This is a genomic window from Jiangella mangrovi (assembly GCF_014204975.1).
GTDB lineage: Bacteria > Actinomycetota > Actinomycetes > Jiangellales > Jiangellaceae > Jiangella > Jiangella mangrovi.
Genome location: NZ_JACHMM010000001.1, coordinates 5,051,955 through 5,070,965, shown reverse-complemented (window position 1 = coordinate 5,070,965; position 19,011 = coordinate 5,051,955). Strand labels below are relative to the sequence as shown.

Here is a 19,011-nt window from a genome sequence, read left to right as displayed (position 1 = left end):
GCGTCACAAAGTAGGCGACTCCGGGTCAGACCGCCAGCAAGGGTCCACGGCTCGACGCGCTCAGGCCGCGGCCCCGCTGAGCTCACCCAGCGTGTGCCGGACCGGACAGGTGGCCTCGAGCAGCGCGCGGTCGTGCGACGCGATGAGCGCGGCCGCGCCGGTCTCGACGTGCCGGGCGATCACCCGCATCACCACCGCGGTCGTCGGGGCGTCCAGCATCGCCGTCGGTTCGTCGCAGAGCAGCACCCGCGGCGACCCCGCCAGCGCGCGGGCCAGGCAGGCGCGCTGCAGCTGCCCGTCGGACACCTGGTGCGGCAGCCGGTCGAGCAGGTCGGGGGAGAGCTGCACGAGGTCGGCGAGCTCGGCGATCTGCTCGGCGTGCGCCTCGGCCTTCGGCGTGCGCAGCCCGGCGGCGAACGAGAGCGGCTCGGCGATGATCCGGCGCAGCGTCAGCCGCGGGTTCGCCGACGATCTCGGCGACTGCACGACGTACCCGATGGACCGGCGCACCGCCGCCGGCACCGCGAACCGGGTGCCGCGCAGCTCCGTCCCGTCAATCACGACCGTTCCCGACGACGGCGCCAGCAGCAGCGCCGCGACGCGCAGCAACGTCGTCTTCCCCGAGCCCGACGGCGACAGCAGTCCGACGGCGACACCGCCCGGCACGTCGAGCGTGACCCCGTCCAGCACCGGCCGGCCGGCGCCGGGGTAGCTCGCTGAAACGTTCCGAAGGCTCAGCATCAGGACCTCCCCGCGGGAACACAGGCGACCAGGTCGGCGGCGGTCGCGACCGGTCCAGGAGCGCAGGCCAGCCCGACCCGCGTGTGCCAGGCGCACACCCCGGGCTCCGGATCGACCAGCGACGACGGCGTCCCCGGCGCGGGCCGCAGCCCGTTCTCGGGCAGCGCCGCCAGCAGCGTCGCCGCGTAGTCGTGGCGCGGCTCGTGCAGGACGGTCGCGGCCGGGCCGACCTCGAGCAGCCGGCCCGCGTACATGACGCCGACGGTGTCGGCGACCGTCCGGGCGGCCACGAGGTCGTGCGTGATGAGGACGACGGCGCTGCCGTTGCGGGCCTCCTCGGCCAGCCGGGCCAGCACCAGGTCCGTCGTCTCCGGGTCCAGCGCCGATGTCGGCTCGTCGGCCACCAGCACGTCCGGGTGCAGCGCCAGCGTCAGGGCGACGAGCACCCGCTGGGCCATGCCGCCGGAGAGCTCGTGCGGGTACCGGTGCGCCGTGCCGGGCGGCAGCCCGACGTCGGCGAGCACCTCGTCGACGCCCGTGCGGACGCCATGGAGTCGCAACGTTTCAGCCATGGTCGACCCGACGGTGCGCACCGGCGTGAGGTGCGTCGCGGCCGACTGCGGGATCAGCCCGACCCGCTTCCCGCGCAGCGGTTGAAACGTCGCGTCGGACAACGCGAGCAGGTCCAGCGAGCCGAGCCGGATGGACCCCGACGTCCGGGTGCCGGCCGGCAGCAGCCCGGCGATCGCCTGGGCCAGCACCGACTTGCCGCAGCCGGACTCGCCCACGATCGCCGTCACCTCGCCCGGCGCCACCCGCAGGTTCACGCCGTCGGCGGCATGGACCCAGCGCCGCGGCGTGCCCGGTAGCGGGATCCGGATCGACACGTCGTCGAGCAGCAGGCCGGTCATCGCGTCACCTGCGCCTCGACGGCCCGCTTGGGCATGGCGGCGTCGCGCAGCCGGCCGCCGATGCCGGCGATGGCCAGGCAGGTCGCGGTGAGCAGGCCGGCCGGGAAGACCAGCAGCCACCAGCCGCCGGCCAGGATCGCCGAGCGGGCGTCCTCGAGCAGCGTGCCGAGCGACGGGTCGTTGGGCGGCAGGCCAACGCCGAGGAACGAGAGCGCGCTCTCGTGCCAGACGGCGTGCGGCAGTAGCAGCACGACGGCGATCAGCGCCTGCGGCACGACCGCCGGCAGCAGGTGCGTCGACCAGACCTGCACCCGTGAGGCACCGGACACGATCGACACGGCGACGTGTTCTCGGGTGCGCACGGACAGGATCTCGGAGCGGACGATGCGGGCCACTTGGGTCCAGTGCGTCAGCCCGATCGAGACGACGATCGCCCACCACTGACCCCGCCACAGCGAGGCGATGACCACGCCGAGCAGCAGGTGCGGCAGCGCGTTGGTGGCGTCGACGAGCCGCATGACGACCTTGTCGACGCGCCCACCGGCCGCGGCTGCCACCGTCCCCACCAGCACGCCGACGACGGTGGAGACCACCGCCGCCAGTGCGGCGAGCAGCAGCGACACCCGCAGCGCCTGGGCGCACCGGACGAACAGGTCGCGGCCGAGCAGGTCGGTGCCCAGGAGGTGCTCGCCCGACGGCGGGCGCAGGTAGCCGTCGAGGTCCACGACGCGCGGGTCGACGTCGGAGAACAGCGGCACGACGGTGGCATAGAGCGCGACCGCGACGAGCACGGCGACGGACACGACGACGGTGCGCCGGCCCGCCGGGCGGCGGGTGCGCTGCCACCGTCCGGCCGGCCAGCGGGGGACGGTCCGCCAGGCGCGCTCGCCCGCCGTTGCGGGGTCACGCGGCGGCGCGTCGACCAGGGTGGGTTCAGGCATCCTCGACCCTCGGATCCACGAAGAGGTAGAGCGCGTCGGCGAGCATCGAGCCGATCAGCACGGCCAGGCAGGTCAGGGTGGTGACGGCGGCCAGCAGCGGGAAGTCGCCGCTGACGGCGGCGTCGACGGTGGCGGACGCCAGGCCCGGCCACGAGAACACCGTCTCGACCAGCAGCGCGCCCGTGACCAGTTCCGGCAGCCGGGCGCCGATGACCGTCACGAACGGCAGCAGCGCGCCGGGCAGCGCGTGCCGCCACACCACCGTCCGGTCCTTCAGGCCACGGCCGCGCGCGGCCGTCACGTGGTCCTCCGTCAACGCGGCCAGCACCGACGAGCGGACGTTGAGCATCAGCCAGGGCAGCTGCGACAGCGCGAGCACGGACGCGGGGAGCACGATGTGCCGGGCGATCGAGCCCCAGGTCGGGTCGGCGCCGCCCTCCGACGCCCCGCCGACCGGCATCCCCAGGCCGAGCGAGAACACGCCGATGACCACCAGCGCGACGACGAACGGCGGGATGCCCTGCAGGGCGTAGCCGAGCCCCGTCGCAACGCGGTCGGTGAGCGAGCCGGGGTAGCGGGCCGCGCGGACGCCCAGGACCAGCGACAGCACGACGGCGAGCAGCAGCCCGGTGCCGGCCAGCATCAGCGTGTACGGCAGCCGGTCGGCCAGCACCTCGGAGACCGGCCGGGCCATCGACCGCGACTGTCCCCAGTCCCAGTGCAGGACGACGTCGCGCGCCCACCGCCCCCAGATCGCGATCCACGAGTCGTTCAGCCCCAGCTCGTCGGCCAGGGCCTCTCGCTCGGCGACGCTGGTCCGCTCGTACCGGGCGCCGAGGTAGGCGACCAGCGGGTTGAACGGCGAGATCGAGGCCAGCCAGAACGTCACCATCGAGACGACGGCTGTGACGGGCAGCGCGATCAGCAGCCGGGTGCGGACCAGCCGCCCGGCCGCGCGCCACCGGTGGTGCGGTGGCGCGGGGGCTTCGGTTGCGGGGGTGGTGACGGCCATCAGGACCTGCGGGTCCAGTCGGCGATGTTCACCCACGGGCCCCAGGCGGTGCCGTGCTCGTGCGGCTCCAGCATGGTGTCGAGGCCGTCCCACTCCTGGCCGACGGACGCCTTCTGGACGTAGGTGTGGTCGAGGAAGACCAGCAGCACCATGGACGGGTCGGCGACGTAGAGCTCCTGGACGTGCTGGTAGGCCTCGACCCGCGCGGCCGGGTCGACGGAGGTGCGCCCGGTGTGCAGGGCGGCGTCCATCTCGGGGTCCGCGTACTGGCTCGGATTGTCGTAGAACGCTCCGGCCGCCGGGTAGGACGAGTGCAGCGCCTTGTAGATCTGCGAGTCGACGTCGTACGGGGTGTCGCCGCCGCCGAGCAGGATCGCGTCCTGGCCGGCCCGCGGCTCGGCCTGGTCGAAGTCGACGCCTTCGATGGTGACGTCGAACCCGAGCGGCAGCACCTCGGAGGCGAACGCGGCGGAGAGGTCGCGGCGGACCAGGTCGCTGGGCCGGTACATCAGCGTGAACTCCGCCCGCCGGCCGTCCTTGACCCGGATGCCGTCGGCGCCCATGACCCAGCCGGCCGCGTCGAGGAGCCGCGCCGCCTGCTCGACGTCGTAAGGGAAGACGGCGTCGGCGTTGTGGTACTCGCCGTACTCCGGCGGGATGAACGTGTGCGCCGGGCGGCCGGTGCCGACGAGGACGCCGTCGATGATCGCCTGCCGGTCGATGCCGATGTTGAGCGCCATCCGCACGGCCGGGTCGGACGTGACGGGGTTGTCGGCGGGCAGCGACAGGCCGCGCCAGTCGGCCGACGTCGCGTGGAAGATCTCGAACTGCTCGTCGTTCTCGAACGTCTCGGTGAGCCGCGGCGGGAGGACGGAGCCGTCGAACTCGCCGGCGGTCATCCGCTGGGCGCGGGTGTTGTCGTCGGCGGCGAGGACATAGGTGATGCGGCCCAGCTCCGGTGCGCCGTCGCGGTAGTCGTCGTTGGCGACCAGGACGAGGCGGTCGGTGCTGAACGATTCGATCACGTAGGGCCCGGTGCCGACGGGCTCCTGGTTCAGCGGCGACTCCGCGACCTGCTGGCCGGCCGTGATCGACTCCGATGGCGCAATGCCGATGAGCAGCGCGGTCCGGAACGAGACCTGCGACTCCTTCAGGGTGAACCGGACGGTGGTGTCGTCGACGGCCTCGACGGACTCGAGGTTCACCAGGTCGCCGGCGATGGGCGAGGCGCTGGCGGGGTCGGCGACCGCCTCGTACGTGGCGACGACGTCCGCGGCATCCAGCGTCGAGCCGTCGGAGAAGGTGACGCCGTCCTGGAGGGTGACCGTCCAGACGCGGGCGTCGGCGGAGACCTCCGGGTCGGCGGCGGCGAGGTTCGGGACCAGCTCGGGCAGCTCGGTCGGGCCGCCCTCGAGGGTCAGCAGGCCCTCGTTGACCGTCCCCATGCCGGTGTTGCCGAACCCGGCGATCGGGTTGAGCGACTCCGGGATCGACGCGGTGAGCAGCGAGATCTCGGCGCTCGGACCGGGGCTGTCGCCGTCGCCGCTGCTGTTCTCACCGCCGTCGGGGTCGGGCGCGCCACAGGCGGCGACGGTGAGCACGAGGGCGAAGAGGCCGACGAGGCCTGGTCGGATCATGGCAACCACCTGTAATGGATATCGGATACAGCGAGCCGTGTGGCGATACGGTCGCATGTGCGACAGTGTCGCGTCAAGACTCGTTCTCGTCTCGTGACGTCCGGGAGTGGCGCCGCGCGAACAGCAGTTGAACTGCGGTGATACGCGTGGTGTGGGCGGTAGGGTCGGTGGGTGCGGCTGGCGCAGGTGAACGTCGCCCGGCTGCGGTGGGACCTCGGCTCGCCGCACCTGGCCGGGTTCGAGGCTGCCGTCGACGGCGTGAACCTGCTGGCCGAGGCGAGCCCCGGGTTCGTGTGGCGGCTGCGCGCGGCGCACGGCCCGGTGCCCGTCGCCGACGGCGATGCGCGGCTGGTGGTGAACGTGTCGGTGTGGCAGACCTACGAGCACCTGCACGCGTTCGTGTACCGGAGCCGGCACGGCGGCCTGGTCCGGCGGCGGGCCTCGTGGTTCGAGCCGACGCCGTCGCCGTACGTGGCGCTCTGGTGGGTGGCCGACGGCGCCGAGCCCACGATGGGCGACGCGCTGCGCCGCCTCGACCACTTGCGCCGGTACGGCCCGGCGCCGCAGTCCTTCGGCGTCCGCCGCCGCTTCACCCCCGACGGCCGCCCCGTCCCTCCGCGCCGCTCATGATCATCAACCTTTTGCGTCGTCAGGACAGCACAAAAGGTTGATGATCATGGGCGAGGGCGGGCGCCGTCAGAACATGCGGGTCAGGGTGCGACGGCGGAGGGCGAGGCCGACGTGGACGGCGAGCGCCGCGTACAACACCACGTGCCCGCCGACGTGGACGGCGAGGGCGGTGTCGTCCGAGACCACGTCGAAGGGCGGCTGCCACTCGCGGTCCTCGGCGACGTCGCGCTCCTCGCCGGAGAGGTACAGCAGCGCGAACCCGGACGCCGGGACCACGAACAGCGCCGCATACATGAGCCGCTCGACCCACGCCTCGACCCGGCGGTCGCCGTCGGTCAGCCGCGAGGACCACGGCGGCAGGGGAGTGCCGGCCCGCCAGGCCAGCCGCACCAGCGTCAGCACCACGATCACCCCGCCGAGCCAGCCGTGCACGAACACGGCCGCCTCGTCGGAGTCGCTGTCGTCGGTGCCCGTCACCCACGCGGACACCGCGTCGATGCCGTAGCCGATGGTGAACTGCAGGACCAGCGCGGCCACCGTCAGTCAGTGCAGCGACTTGGTGACGAGGCCGTACCCGGACGGTCCGTTCCGCAGCGGCATCGCCCCACCCTAGGCGGCGGGCACCCGACGAGTCAGCGGTGCAGTGCCTTACGCGCCAGCCAGTTTCCCAGCAGCTGCGCCAGTTGGACCATCCCGATGATCACCAGCACGGTGACCAGCGTGACCTCCCAGTTGAACCGCTGGTAGCCGTACACGATGGCGAAGTTGCCCAGCCCGCCGCCGCCCACGTAGCCGGCCAGCGCGGACATGTCCACGATGCCGATGAGCAGGAACGTGTAGCCGAGGATGAGCGGCGCGAGCGCCTCCGGCACGAGCACCGTCACCAGGATCCGCAGCCGCGACGCGCCCATCGCGCGGGCCGCCTCGACGACGCCGGGGTCGGTGGCGACGAGGTTCTGCTCGACGATGCGGGCGGTCACGAACGTCGCCATGATCGACATGGCGAAGATGACCGCGTCGTTGCCGATCGTGGTGCCGACGACGGCGAGCGTCACCGGCCCGACCGCGGTGATGAAGATGATGAACGGGATCGGCCGGACGACGTTGACGGCGACGTTCAGGATGGTGAAGACGACGGCGTTCTCGAGCAGGTTGCCGCGCCGGGTCGCGTACAGCAGCACGCCCAGCACCAGCCCCAGCAGGCCGCCGGCGCCCACCGTCACGCCGACGATGTAGAGGGTCTCGCGGACCGACTCCCACAGGATCGGCGACAGCTCCGACCAGTCGCGGTTCACGAGCGCACCCCCGCGACCGCCGCCGTCCCGAGGTCGTCGACCTCGGTGCGACCGCGCAGGTCCGCGATCAACGCGGAGATCGCCTCGTCGGAACCGCTCAGCTCCAGCGTCAGGGAGCCGAACGGGCGCTCGTCGATCTCGGTGATGCCGCCGAACACGATCGTGCCGTCGACGCCGTGCGACCGCAGGGACGCCGTCACATCGACGCCCGCCTCCCTGATGGTGACGGTGATCATCCGGCCGGGGTGACGGTGTCGCAGGCGGTCCAGCGCCTCGGGCGTCGGCCGGTCCTTCAGCGTCGTCGCGACGAACCGGCGGGTGGCCCGCTCGCGCGGCGCGGCGAACACGTCGTAGACGGGGCCGTGCTCGACCACCCTTCCGGCCTCCATGACGGCGACCCGGTGGGCGATCGAGCGGATGACGTCCATCTCGTGCGTGATGACGACGATCGTGACGCCGAGCTCGCGGTTGACACGTCTCAACAGCGCCAGCACGTCCTGCGTGGTGTCCGGGTCCAGCGCGCTGGTGGCCTCGTCGGCGAGCAGGATCCGCGGTGACGTCGCCAGCGCCCGGGCGATGCCGACCCGCTGCTTCTGCCCGCCCGACAGCTGCCGCGGGTAGGCCTTCGCCTTGTCCGCGATGCCGACGTAGTCGAGCAGCTCGGCGACCCGCGCGGCCCGCTTCTCCCGCGGCCAGCCGGCGACCTTCAGCGGGTACGCCACATTGCCGGCGACGGTGCGCGAGTTCAGCAGGTTGAACTGCTGGAACACCATGCCGATGCCCGCCCGCACGCGGCGCAGCTCGGTCTCCCGCAGGGCGGTGACGTCCTGACCGTCGACGAGCAGCCGGCCGGACGTCACCGCCTCGAGCGCGTTGACCAGCCGGACCAGCGTGCTCTTGCCGGCACCGGAGTAGCCGATGACGCCGAAGATCTCGCCCGCCTCGATGTCGAGGCTGACGCCGTCGACCGCGCGGACGGCGGCGGCTCCGGACCCGAAGACCTTACTGACGTCCTGGAAGCTGATCAGGGGAGCCATCAGTGCGCGGCGAGGTCCGTCTGGATGCCGTCGAGGATGTCGCTCAGCTCGCCGGCCGGGTTGTCCGTGAACACCGCAGTGCCGCCGGACGCCTGCGAGGACGCGTCCTCGACCTCCGGCGAGTGGTACAGCTCGACCAGCCTTTGGAACGTGTCATTGTCGACGTCGTCGGACCGGGCGACCCACACGTTGATGTACGGGCGGGCGCCGGGGCTGTCGGCCTGGTCCTGGTACAGCGCGTCCTTGGGCTCCAGCCCGGCATCGGCGACGAAGTCGTTGTTGATCACCGACGCGTCGACGCTGCTGAGCGCCGCCGCCGTCTGCTCGGCGGCGACGGGGGTGACGGTCACCTTCGACTCCGCCTCGACGACGTCCGACGGCAGCGACGTCGAGCTGCCGCCGCCCTCGAGGGTGATCAGGCCGGCGTCCTGCAGGACGAGCAGCGCGCGGGCCTGGTTGGTCTCGTCGTTCGGGATCGCGACCTGGCCACCGTCCGGGATGTCCTCGATCGACTGGTGCTTCTGCGAGTACAGCCCAAGCGGGTAGATCGCCGTCGCGCCGATGGGCGTCAGGTCGTCGTCGTTCGACACGTTGTAGGCGGCCAGATACTGCAGGTGCTGGAACTGGTTGAGGTCGAGCTGGCCCTGCGACAGCGCCGGGTTGGGCTGCGTGTAGTCGGTGAAGTTCACCAGCTCGACGTCGATCCCCTCCTCGTCGGCGAGCTCGGTGAAGGCGGACCAGTAGTCCTCGCTGGCGCCGACCACGCCGATGCGGATCGGGTCGCCGGACTCGCCGGACGCGGTCTCGGTGTCGCCCCCGCCGCACGCGGCCAGCAGGGTGGCGGCAGCGGCGGTGGTGGCGAGGGTCAGGGTGAGGCGGCGGTTCATGGCGTGCGTACTCCTTGATGAGGGTGACGGGTGCGCGGGATGGGCGCGGAAGGTCCCCGGTTCCGGGCGCGACGGGGTCGCCGGCCGGTCCCGGTGGGGTGGGTGGTGACGGGTGGTGCCTCAGCGACGCACGGACGGCGTCAGTGGCAGCGGCGCATTCGCATCGGACACGGGCGCATGCACATGCCGCGGCCGGACGGGGCCGTGGTCACGAAGCGGGCGGTGTCGGACGAAGCGCGAGACATGCGTCCATCTTCCCGTTTGGACCAGTGGTCTCCAAACTGAATCTCACATGATGAGCAGAACGCGCTTGAAATGTGAGACAACCCACGCCCCGACAGAGTTGATCATGGAGAAGGTCGGCTCTCCGGTCAGGCCAGGGCCGACTTTCTCCATGATCAACTCGGGTCCGGCTACACGGGCGGCTGGTTCTGCGCAGCGGCGAGCTGGGCGCGCTCGCGCCGCGTGGTCTTCACCGTGCCGTAGATGCCGTACGCCAGCAGCGCCAGCGCGGCCAGCAGGATCGACGCCGTCCAGGGGCGCGACACGAACTGCCAGAACGACGAGTCCGCCAGCAGCATGCCCTGCCGGAGGTTGGACTCGAACCCGGCGCCGAGCAGCAAGCCGATCGCCGCGGCCGCCGTGGAGTACCCGTAGCGGATCATGAAGTAGCCGATGATCCCGAAGCCCAGCAGCACGATCACGTCGAACAGCGACTGGCGCAGCGAGTAGATGCCGACGTGGGTCACGACGAAGACCAGCGGCAGGATCACCCGCCGGTCCAGGTGGATGACCCGCAGCAGCAGCCGGGCCAGCGGCCAGCCGAACGCGAGCAGCAGCAGCGACCCGCCCAAGAGCCCCGCCACCGTCGCGTGCAGCAATTCCGGCGACTCCTGCATGAGCATGGGGCCGGGCACGAAGCCCTGCAGCATCAGCGCGCCGAGCACCAGGACCATCGAGTCGCTGCCGGGGATGCCGAGGCCGAGCGTCGGCACCATCTCGCCGGCCTGCGACGCGTTGGCGGCGGACTCGTTGGCGGCGACGCCCTCGATGCTGCCCTTGCCGAACTTCTCCGGCGTCTTCGACGTCAGTTTCGCCTGCTGGTACGACATCACCGCCGACGCCGTGCCGCTCATGCCGGGGATCGCGCCGATGAGCGTCCCGATGAGCGCGCCGGTCGCGACCGGCCGGTAGATCGGCTTCAACGCGCGGAAGCCGGGGAAGCGCGCCATGGACTTCGAGGTCGGGAGGATGTCCTCCCAGTTGTAGTTCTGGCGCATGCTGCGGATGATCTCGCTGATCGTCACCAGGCCGAGGACGGCGGGGATCGTCTGGAAGCCGCCGCGCAGTTCGGGCACGTCGAACGAGAACCGGGCGACGGCGTTGACCGGGTCGGGGCCGACGAGTGAGATCGCCACGCCGAGCGCCGCCGCCATCAGCCCCTTGATGACGTTCTTGCCCGTCAACGACACCACAGCGACCAACCCCAGGCAGTACAACGCGAACAGCTCGGGGGAGAGGAACGTGTAGGTCAGCGTCGACAGCGGCACCACCAGCAGCACGAAGAACGGGATGCTCACCAGTTGCCCCAGCACGGCGCCGAACAGGGTGCTGCCCAGCGCCAGCCCGCTCTTGCCCTGCTTGTGCAGCGCGTAGCCGTCGATCGCCGTCAGGAACGCGGCCGGCGACGCGGGCACGCCCAGCAGCACGGCCGGCAGACTGTTCGAGAACGAGACGGCGACGCTGATCGTCACCAGGAACGCGACCGCCGTGACGGCGTCCATGCTGAAGGTGAGCGGCACGACGACGCCGATGCCCAGGCCCGACCCGACGCCGGGCAGGACGCCGCAGCAGGCGCCCCACACCACGGCGACGGCGATGGCGAACAGCACCGCCGGGTGCGTGAGCAGCTCGACCGCGTGGCCGAGCGAGTTCAGCGCGAGGTCCATGCCCGCTCCCAGTCCGTCACAGCGTCCGTCACAGCCGCACCCTGGGGATGAGGTCGGCGAAGAAGAGGTCGACGGGGCCGGCCGGGTACTGCACGCCGAACACCCGGTTGAACAGCACCCACATCACGATCGTGAAGACCACCGGGACGACGGTCAGCTTCATCCAGGAGCGCACGCCCATGGCGACCAGCCCGAAGACCGACAGCAGCAGCGACGACACCATGAAGCCGACGCGGGGGAGCAGGAACACCCAGCCGAACCCGGCCGCCCACATGACGAACGAGCGCAGCGGCGACGCCGGCAGCCCGAACTCGTCGCCCGCGCCGTCCGACGGCACCTGGTTCCCCGACCGCCGCCACGCCAGCAGCCGCCGTCCGATCAGCAGCAGTGCGCCGACGATCAGCCACGCGCCGAGCACGATCGCCAGCCCGTCAGAGCCGATCGGGTCGCTGACGCTGCCGCGGTGGATGTCGCGCGACGACACGATCAGCAGCACGCCGATCCCGCCGCCGGCGGCCGCGACCGCCATGTCGATGCGCCGGTCGACGGTCGGGTCCGGGTCCTCCACCGTCGGCGGCAGCTCCGGCTCCACCGGTTCCTCCGTCGACGACGGCGTCAGCTCACCTTCCGCCGGCCTCGCGTCCTTGCGCTGGGCCGAGCTCATCCGTCCCCCAGGAGGCGCTGGGCGTTGCCTGACACGATGAGCGCGCGGTCCTCGCCGGACAACCACGCGTACGACTCCAGCCGCCGCACGGGGTCGTCGTCGCCCATGTCGGAGGGGTAGTCGGTGCCGAGCACCACCTGCGACGCACCGACCTCGTCGACCAGGTACCGCAGCGCCGGCTCCGAGTGCGTCAGCGTGTCGAAGTACAGCGCCTTCAGGTAGTCGCTCGGCACCCCCGCCGGCTGCGTGATCTCGGCGCGCACCCGCCGCCCGTGGTCGATGCGCCCGATGCCGAACGCGGTGTACCCGCCGCCGTGCGCCAGCACGATCCGCAGGTCAGGCAGCCGGTCCAGCACGCCGCCGAGCACCAGGGACGCCACCGCGACCGCCGTCTCGTACGGGTTGCCGATGAGGTTGTGCAGGTAGTGCCCGCGCACGGCGTCGCCGCAGCGCGGGAAGACCGGGTGGATCAGCACGAGCGACCGCAGCGCCTCGGCGGCCTCCAGCACGGGGAACAGCGCCTCGGCGTCCCAGTTCACGCCGTTGACGTGCGTGCCGACGGCGATGCCGGCGAAGCCGAGGTCGTGCGTGCGTTTCAGCTCCGCCAGCGCCAGGTCGACGTCGGGCAGCGGCAGTGCGGCCAGCCCGCCGAAGCGGTCCGGGAACGCCGCCGTCATGGCCGTGATCTCGTCGTTGACGGAGCGCAGCGCAGCCGAGCGCTGCGCCCCGTCGCGACCGTACTGGTACAGCGGCGGCAGGACGGAGACGAGCTGACGAGCCACGCCCATCGCGGTCATCCGCTCGACCCGGCGCTCCGGTGGCTCGAGGTGCACCGGCGACCCGAACGCCACCGACTTGCCGTTCAGCGACGCGACCGGCCGCCCCTGCTCGTTCAGGGACATCGGGACTCCGAACCAGTCCTGTCCGTGTTCCGCGGCGGACACCGCCGACTGCGGGAACAGGTGGGCGTGGACGTCGATGCCGGTCGGCCGCTCTGCCATCGTCACTCTCCCGAGAGGAACGTCGTCACTGCTGGTCGTAGTGGAGCCCGAGCTCGCGCACCACCGGTTCGGCGAACTCGAGGGTGTTGTTCACGATCTCCATGACCTCGTCGTGCGTGTAGGTGACGCCGATGGCGCCGGGCAGGTCGGAGATGCGCTGGGCGTACTCGTCGGTCTCGGCGGCCGTCTTGAACAGCTCGTACAGCCACTCGCGGTGCTCGTCGGGGACCGACGCCGGAATCAGCAGGCCGCGCACGGAGCCCCATGGCTCGTCGGCGAGCCCGATGTCAGCGGTGGTCTGGGCGTCCGGGAACGCGTCGGCCGGCTCGTTGCCGATGGTGAGCATGACGTCGATGCGCCCGGCCTGGTAGTGGCTCTGTGCCGTGCCGGGCAGCAGCATGGTGATGTCGGCCTCGCCGGCGCCGACGGTGGTGGCCGCGACCTCGAGGTCCTCGACCGGCAGCACCTCGACCTCGTAGCCGCCCTCCTGGATGAGCCGCATCATCGCGATCTCCAGCTGGCTGCCGACACGCGAGGCGAACCGCGCCTGGCCCGGGTTGGCCTTCGCCCACTCGACGAAGCCCTCGTAGTCCGTCCAGGGCGCGTCCTTGCGGGTGGCCAGGACGAACGGCGAGGTCTCGGTGACGATGACCGGGTTCCAGTCGTCGATCGTCATGCCCAGCTCGTCGGTGATCGGCACCGTCAGCAGGTCCAGCGCGCTGCCGGTCATGGCGCCGACGACCAGGGTGCGGCCCTCGTCGCCGCCCTGCTGGCCCTCGACGAACTGGATGGCCTCCCAGGTGCCGTGCGTCGGGCTCGGCCGGTCCAGCACCTGCACCGGTACCGGCGAGATCTCGTCGAGCAGGCTCTGCATGGTGCGGGCATAGAGCCCGTCGTCCGAGCCCGGCTCGTCGGCGTTCAGGATGGTGAGGTCGCCGTCCGGGAAGCCGCTGGGCAGCGGCTGCAGGACACCGTCCACGTACTCGGGTTCCCAGTCGGCGTCCTCGGACGCGCCGCCGCCCGCGGCGGCCGTGTCGTCGTCACCGCCGCCCTCGCTCACGCAGGCCGCAAGGGCCAGCGCCGCCACGCCGGCCAGGGCGGTGGCTCTCACACAGCTCGCGAGTCGCATGCCTGTTTCCTCCCCGGCCTCAGTCCGGTGAAAACGGGCGTGAGACCTGCGCCATTGCAGTCGTATTCTCTGCATACAACGTGCACGATAGACCCGAGCCCAGGGGCCGTCAAGGACCCGTAACCAGGCTGTATCCAGCGACGACGGTCTTTCCGTTGACCCGTCGTCCGGCCGGGGAATACGCTGCATACAAAGCACACACGTCGTGTTCGCGCCGGAGGAGACCAGGTGGAGTTCGCGTTCAAGCTCAGCATTCACGGGCAGCATCCGGGCACGGACTTCCGCGACCTGGTCGACCTCGCGGTGTTCGCCGAGGAGGTCGGTTTCGACGGCGTCTACGTCATCGACCACCTGCTGCTGCCCGGCTCGCGGCTGTCCGGCTACACCAACGCCCCGGCCGACCAGCCCTACTTCCTCGACGCCTGGGTCGCGCTCGCCGCCATCGCGCAGGCGACGCACCGGGTGAAGGTCGGCCCGCAGGTGACGCCCATCGGGCTGCGGCACCCGGCGCTGGTCGCCCGCGCCGCCGCGACGCTCGACCAGGTCTCCGGCGGCCGGCTGCTGCTCCAGCTCGGCGCCGGCCACCAGCGCGTCGAGTACGCCTCCTACGGGTTCGAGTTCCCAACCCTGGACGACCGCATCACCCGGCTGCGCGAGGGCATCGAGGTCATCCGCGCGCTCTGGGAGACCGACGGCCCGGCCAGCTACCGCGGCGAGCACTACCTGCTCGACGAGGTCCCGTTCTTCCCGAAGCCAGTGCAGGAGCGCCCGCCCATCTGGCTGGGCGGCGCGTCGGCGCGCATCCTCGACCTCGTCGCCGAGCTGGCCGACGGCTGGAGCCCGGCAGCGCCGCAGGGCAAGGGCATCACGCCCGCGGTGTTCGGCGACGCGCTGCGCTCCATCCGGTCGCGGGTCACCGACGGCCGGCACGTTACCGGCGGCGCGCTGTTCTACACCGTCGTCGACGACGACCCCGCGCGCGTCGAGGCCGCGCTCTCCATCCTGCGCCGCCGCGCCGACTGGGCCGACTACACCGTCGACGACTTCCGCGACCGCGCCATCGCGCTGGCCGGCAGCGCCGACACCGTCGCCGACGCCATCGGCGAGTACGCCAAGCAGGGCCTCGAGCACATCAGCCTGGCCGTCGTCCCGATCGACGACCACGAGCTGACGCGTGCGACGCTGCGCCGGCTCGGCGAGGACGTCATGGGGCGGTTCCGGTGACGACGGCGCCGCTGCTGGTCGTCGTGTTCGACAGGCCCGACGGCGGCCGAGTCGCCGTCGGGAACGACGAGCTGGGCTGGTTCGACCCCGGCGGCGACGGCGACACCACGGGCCGGGTGGTCGCGGCCGCGGCACGTGCCGAGGAGCTGCGCCGTCTGATCGACGCGGGCGAGCTGCCGCCGGTCGAGCCGGGCCGCAGGCTGCCGCCGTCGCCCGCCCCGGTGCAGGTGTTCGGCGCGCCGGTCAACTACTACGCCCACAAGGGCGAGCTGGGCGCGCGCAGCCCGTCGGGCGACGCGACGACGCGCGAGCTCGGCCTGTTCGTCAAGGCGGTCGGCAGCGTCTGCGGGCCCGACGACGCCATCGAGCTGCCCGCGCTGCCCGGCCGCGAGAGCCACTACGAGGGCGAGGTCGCCGTCGTCATCGGCCGCGGCGGCGGGTCGATCCCCGCGGAGCGCGCGCTCGAGCACGTCGCCGGGCTGACGGCGGCGCTGGACATCACGCTGCGGCTCGAGGAGGGGAAGCGCGAGGAGCGGTCGCTGCGCAAGTCGTACCGTACCTTCACCCCGCTCGGGCCGGCGCTGCTGCCGTTGTCGCAGGTCAGCGCCTTGTCCGAGGTGGAAGTAGCGCTGACGCTCAACGGCGAGCCGCGCCAGCACGGCACGCTCGACCAGCTGATCTGCGACATCCCCGAGCTGGTCGCCATGGCATCGGCCGTCGTCGATCTGCGCCCCGGCGACGTCATCCTCACCGGCACGCCCGCCGGGGTGGGGCCGCTGCACGACGGCGACGAGGTGTCGGTGAGCGTCACAGGGCTGCCGCCGTTGCGGCTGCCGGTCCGCGCTGCCGTGGGCGTCCGCGCATGAACGCCGTCGTCGTCTTCAGCGAGCGGCTCGGCGCCCTGGGCGAGCCGGAGCAGCGGATCGCCGCGGAGACCGGAGCCGAGCTCGTCGTCGAGCCGCTGTGGACCGAGGAGCAGCTGATCGACGCCGGCGGCCGGGCCGACGTGCTGGTGCTCGGCGCGGTCGAGCCGGTGACGGCGCGCGTGGTCGAGGCGCTGACCCGGACGACGCTGCTGGTCCGGCGCGGCATCGGGGTCGACAACGTCGACGTCGCGGCGGCCACCGGGCGGGGGCTGCCGGTCGCCTACGTGCCCGACGCCAGCGTCGAGGAGGTCTCCGACCACGCCGTCGCGCTGCTGCTGGCGGCCGAGCGCCGGCTGTTCGCCGCGGTCGACGCCGTGCGCGACGGCGACACCCCGGCCGCCGGTGCCGCCGTCGGGACGGCCCGCCGCTTCGCCGACCTCGTCGTCGGTGTCGTCGGGTTCGGCCGCATCGGGCAGGCCGCGGCGCGCAAGCTGGCGCCGTTGGTGCGGCGGGTCGTGGCCGCGGACCCGTACGGGTCGCCGTCGGCCGCCGAAGAGCTGGGCGTCGAGCTGGTCGAGCTGGACGAGCTGTTCGCCGCCAGCCACGCCGTCACGCTGCACGCGCCGCTGACCGACGCGACCCGCGGGCTGGTCTCGGCCGAGCGGCTCGCGCTGCTGCAGCCGGGCGCCGTCGTCGTCAACACCGCCCGCGGCGAGCTGGTCGACGAGGCCGCCCTGGTCGAGGCCGTGCGGGCCGGGCGGGTCGCCGTCGCCGCCCTCGACGTCACCGCGCGCGAGCCGCTGGCCGCGGGCGACCCGCTGCTGAAGGAGCCGGGCATCGTCCTGACCGGGCACACCGCGGCGAAGGGCCGGCGGTCCGGGCGGCAGCTGCGCGACGAGGTGGTCCGCGCCGTCCTCGACGGGCTGGCCGGACGGGCCCCGCGACACCTGGCCGACCCGTCGGTGCTGGCGCATCCGGCGTGCGCGCTGGCGGGCGACGCAGGGGGTACGGGCGATGCGTGACGTTCGGGTCCGGGGGGCGTGGTGTGATTCATGCTTCGAGTCGATCGGCCGGCCCGGGCCGCCGGCAGGGACGGAGTGGCGGACATGACCATGCAGGACGGCACCGGCCAGGCGGAGGCGGCGTCCCCGTTCGCGTCGCGCGCCCTCACCGATCTGTGGCGGCGGCAGGGCCGGTCCCTGGCGACGTCCGAGAGCGTCCACAAGACGCTGCGCGAGGCGATCCTCACGCAGGTCCTCGGCCCCGGCACCCGGCTGGCCGAAGAGGACCTCGCCGGCGGCTTCGGCATCAGCCGCACCCCGGTCCGCGAGGCGATCCTGCGGCTCGAGGCCGAGGGGCTGGCCGAGCGCAGCTCCGGCCGCACCGCGTACGTCACCGAGATCAGCCCGCGCGAGATCGTCGAGATCTACGAGGTTCGCGGCGCCATCGACGGCCTGTCGGCGGAGCTGGCCGCCACCCGCATCGAGCCGCCCGCGCTGAGTGGCCTGGAGTGGACCAACCAGCAGATGCGCGAGGCCGGCGAGCAGGGCGACTTCGTCACCATGGCCCGGCTCAACCTCGAGTTCCACGAGCAGCTGGCGACGGCGTCGGGCAACGGCTTCCTGCTGCAGATGCTCGTCGCCGTCCACGACCGCGTCCGCCGCTTCCCCGGCACGACGTTCGCGCACGGCGACCGGTGGCGCGAGGCGGTCGAGGAGCACGACGCGCTGCTGGCGGCGCTGCGCTCGCGAGACGCCGAGGCGAGCGCGCGGCTGGCCCGGGCGCACATGAACCGCTCGCGCGACGTGCGCATCGCGACTCTGGACGACTGACCGGATCGAGGAGATCCCATGCCCCTGGTGGCCGACTGGCGCCGCGACGTCGACTACGACGAGATCCGGCGGACGCGACGGGCCCGGCTGTCGGCCGCGATGGCGGCCGCCGGCGTCGACGCGCTGGTGCTGTTCGAGAACGCGAACGTCCGCTTCGCCGCCGGGCTGCGGCCGCTGTACGCGCCGAACTTCCAGGTCCGCCAGGCCGTCGTCGTGACGGCGGACGACCCCGGCGCCGTCGTGTTCGTGCACCAGGACGACACCCCGCACCGTCGCGCCACCATGCACTGGATGGACCCCGCCGACATCCGCGAGTTCCCGACCGGCGTCGTGCTGGAGGGCGGCGGAGCGGCGGGGCTTGCGCCGATCGGCGACGCGCTGCGGCAGCTCGGGTTCACGTCCGGGCGGGTCGGGACCGACATCGGGACGCCGGCCAGCCTGGCGAACCTGGGCGCGCTGATCGAGGGCGTCGCCGCCGGATCGACGCTGGTCGATGCCAACGGTCTGCTCAACCAGGCCCGCATGGTGAAGTCGCCGGGCGAGGTGGTCCTCATGCGGCACGCGTCGGCCATCGTCGACTCCGCCATGCGGCGGGCGGTCGCCACGCTGGCGCCGGGCGTGCGCGAGTGCGACGTGCTGGCCGAGGTGATGCACGAGTTCTACACGCACAACGCCGAGGTGCCGCAGTGCAACCTCATCGTGTGCACGGGCGACAACACCGCGCCGATGCAGCGCTTCGCCGGCGACCAGATGATCCGCTACGGCGACCTCGTCTTCATGGACATCGGCGCCTGCTTCAACGGGATGTTCTCCGAAGAGACCCGCACCGTCGTCGTCGGCACGCCGAACGAGACGCAGCGCGAGGTATACCGGCTGGTGCACACGCTGCATTCCGCGTTGATCTCCGCCGTCCGGCCGGGGGTCACGGGGGAGGACCTGCAGGCGGTGGCGGGTGAGGTGCTCGGTGGTCACCGGTTCGGCGGCAACCTGCAGAAGATGATCATCGCGCACGGCATCGGCGTCGGCTACGCGGAGTCCCCGTACATCGCGCCGCCCGGCCGGCCCACCCCGAAACTGGTGCTCGAGGAGGGCATGATGCTGGCGATCGTGCCGACGGTGCTGGTCGAGGGCGTCCCTGGTGGAGCCGGCGTGCGGCTCGAGGACGTCGTCGCCGTCTCCTCGTCGGGCGCCGAGCTCCTGACCGTCCACCCCTACGACGACACCCTCCTCGCCTGACCCGCAGGCGCCGCCCCGA

General features: G+C 72.4%; 19 protein-coding genes. 6 read left to right on the top strand and 13 right to left on the bottom strand.

The features are described 5' to 3' along the window. Window positions 1-60 precede the first annotated feature (60 nt). Genes HD601_RS23465 through HD601_RS23445 form a run of 5 tightly spaced genes read right to left on the bottom strand, consistent with a single transcriptional unit; the run spans window position 61 to window position 5,242 of the window. The gene (locus tag HD601_RS23465) at window positions 61-741 is read right to left on the bottom strand and encodes an ABC transporter ATP-binding protein (protein WP_184825976.1); all 681 of its coding nucleotides are present in this window, start codon (window positions 739-741) and stop codon (window positions 61-63) included. Next, entirely contained in the window at window positions 741-1,652 is a 912-nt protein-coding gene (locus HD601_RS23460; RefSeq protein ID WP_184825974.1) for an ABC transporter ATP-binding protein, read from the bottom strand. The genes HD601_RS23465 and HD601_RS23460 overlap by 1 nt, the downstream gene beginning before the upstream one ends. Further along, on the bottom strand, window positions 1,649-2,593 hold the full coding sequence (locus tag HD601_RS23455; protein WP_184825971.1) for an ABC transporter permease: 945 nt from the start codon (window positions 2,591-2,593) through the stop codon (window positions 1,649-1,651). The genes HD601_RS23460 and HD601_RS23455 overlap by 4 nt, the downstream gene beginning before the upstream one ends. After that, window positions 2,586-3,605 carry an ABC transporter permease gene (locus tag HD601_RS23450; RefSeq protein ID WP_184825969.1) on the bottom strand — a complete coding sequence of 340 codons (1,020 nt, stop codon included), beginning with the start codon at window positions 3,603-3,605 and terminating at the stop codon, window positions 2,586-2,588. Before HD601_RS23450 ends, HD601_RS23455 begins: the two co-directional genes overlap by 8 nt. Continuing rightward, window positions 3,605-5,242: an ABC transporter substrate-binding protein gene (locus HD601_RS23445; protein WP_184825967.1), complete on the bottom strand. Its 1,638-nt coding sequence runs from the start codon at window positions 5,240-5,242 to the stop codon at window positions 3,605-3,607. Before HD601_RS23445 ends, HD601_RS23450 begins: the two co-directional genes overlap by 1 nt. A 171-nt stretch (window positions 5,243-5,413) precedes the next feature. On the opposite strand from HD601_RS23445, the gene HD601_RS23440 reads away from it, so the two are divergent. Then, window positions 5,414-5,872 (top strand): DUF3291 domain-containing protein, encoded by a 459-nt coding sequence (locus tag HD601_RS23440; RefSeq protein ID WP_184825965.1) that lies wholly within the window; start codon window positions 5,414-5,416, stop codon window positions 5,870-5,872. Between the two features lie 66 nt (window positions 5,873-5,938). Here the strand turns inward: HD601_RS23440 and HD601_RS23435 are convergent, their stop codons facing one another. The 8 genes from HD601_RS23435 to HD601_RS35980 form a co-directional block, all read right to left on the bottom strand. Next, complete coding sequence (locus HD601_RS23435; protein ID WP_184825963.1) at window positions 5,939-6,409, bottom strand: cytochrome b/b6 domain-containing protein; 471 nt, start codon at window positions 6,407-6,409, stop codon at window positions 5,939-5,941. A gap of 95 nt (window positions 6,410-6,504) precedes the next feature. After that, window positions 6,505-7,167 carry an ABC transporter permease subunit gene (locus HD601_RS23430; protein WP_184825961.1) on the bottom strand — a complete coding sequence of 221 codons (663 nt, stop codon included), beginning with the start codon at window positions 7,165-7,167 and terminating at the stop codon, window positions 6,505-6,507. Further along, entirely contained in the window at window positions 7,164-8,204 is a 1,041-nt protein-coding gene (locus HD601_RS23425) for a methionine ABC transporter ATP-binding protein (RefSeq protein ID WP_184825959.1), read from the bottom strand. Before HD601_RS23425 ends, HD601_RS23430 begins: the two co-directional genes overlap by 4 nt. Beyond that, complete coding sequence (locus HD601_RS23420; protein WP_184825957.1) at window positions 8,204-9,091, bottom strand: MetQ/NlpA family ABC transporter substrate-binding protein; 888 nt, start codon at window positions 9,089-9,091, stop codon at window positions 8,204-8,206. The genes HD601_RS23425 and HD601_RS23420 overlap by 1 nt, the downstream gene beginning before the upstream one ends. A 413-nt stretch (window positions 9,092-9,504) precedes the next feature. Further along, complete coding sequence (locus HD601_RS23415) at window positions 9,505-11,040, bottom strand: tripartite tricarboxylate transporter permease (RefSeq protein WP_184825956.1); 1,536 nt, start codon at window positions 11,038-11,040, stop codon at window positions 9,505-9,507. A gap of 28 nt (window positions 11,041-11,068) precedes the next feature. After that, complete coding sequence (locus HD601_RS23410; RefSeq protein WP_184825955.1) at window positions 11,069-11,704, bottom strand: tripartite tricarboxylate transporter TctB family protein; 636 nt, start codon at window positions 11,702-11,704, stop codon at window positions 11,069-11,071. Next, the gene (locus tag HD601_RS23405) at window positions 11,701-12,705 is read right to left on the bottom strand and encodes an amidohydrolase family protein (RefSeq protein ID WP_184825954.1); all 1,005 of its coding nucleotides are present in this window, start codon (window positions 12,703-12,705) and stop codon (window positions 11,701-11,703) included. Before HD601_RS23405 ends, HD601_RS23410 begins: the two co-directional genes overlap by 4 nt. Window positions 12,706-12,730: 25 nt before the next feature. Then, the gene (locus HD601_RS35980) at window positions 12,731-13,816 is read right to left on the bottom strand and encodes a tripartite tricarboxylate transporter substrate-binding protein (RefSeq protein WP_184825953.1); all 1,086 of its coding nucleotides are present in this window, start codon (window positions 13,814-13,816) and stop codon (window positions 12,731-12,733) included. Between the two features lie 246 nt (window positions 13,817-14,062). Here HD601_RS35980 and HD601_RS23395 point away from each other — a divergent pair, with 246 nt between their 5' ends. From HD601_RS23395 to HD601_RS23375, 5 genes are all read left to right on the top strand, one after another. Next, window positions 14,063-15,058 carry an LLM class flavin-dependent oxidoreductase gene (locus HD601_RS23395; protein WP_184825952.1) on the top strand — a complete coding sequence of 332 codons (996 nt, stop codon included), beginning with the start codon at window positions 14,063-14,065 and terminating at the stop codon, window positions 15,056-15,058. Continuing rightward, window positions 15,055-15,924 carry a fumarylacetoacetate hydrolase family protein gene (locus HD601_RS23390; protein WP_184825951.1) on the top strand — a complete coding sequence of 290 codons (870 nt, stop codon included), beginning with the start codon at window positions 15,055-15,057 and terminating at the stop codon, window positions 15,922-15,924. Before HD601_RS23395 ends, HD601_RS23390 begins: the two co-directional genes overlap by 4 nt. Continuing rightward, the gene (locus HD601_RS23385) at window positions 15,921-16,946 is read left to right on the top strand and encodes a C-terminal binding protein (RefSeq protein WP_184825950.1); all 1,026 of its coding nucleotides are present in this window, start codon (window positions 15,921-15,923) and stop codon (window positions 16,944-16,946) included. The genes HD601_RS23390 and HD601_RS23385 overlap by 4 nt, the downstream gene beginning before the upstream one ends. 84 nt (window positions 16,947-17,030) lie before the next feature. Beyond that, on the top strand, window positions 17,031-17,756 hold the full coding sequence (locus tag HD601_RS23380) for a GntR family transcriptional regulator (protein ID WP_184825948.1): 726 nt from the start codon (window positions 17,031-17,033) through the stop codon (window positions 17,754-17,756). An 18-nt stretch (window positions 17,757-17,774) separates the two neighbouring features. Beyond that, the gene (locus HD601_RS23375; protein ID WP_184825946.1) at window positions 17,775-18,992 is read left to right on the top strand and encodes a M24 family metallopeptidase; all 1,218 of its coding nucleotides are present in this window, start codon (window positions 17,775-17,777) and stop codon (window positions 18,990-18,992) included. The last annotated feature ends 19 nt before the right edge of the window (window positions 18,993-19,011 follow it).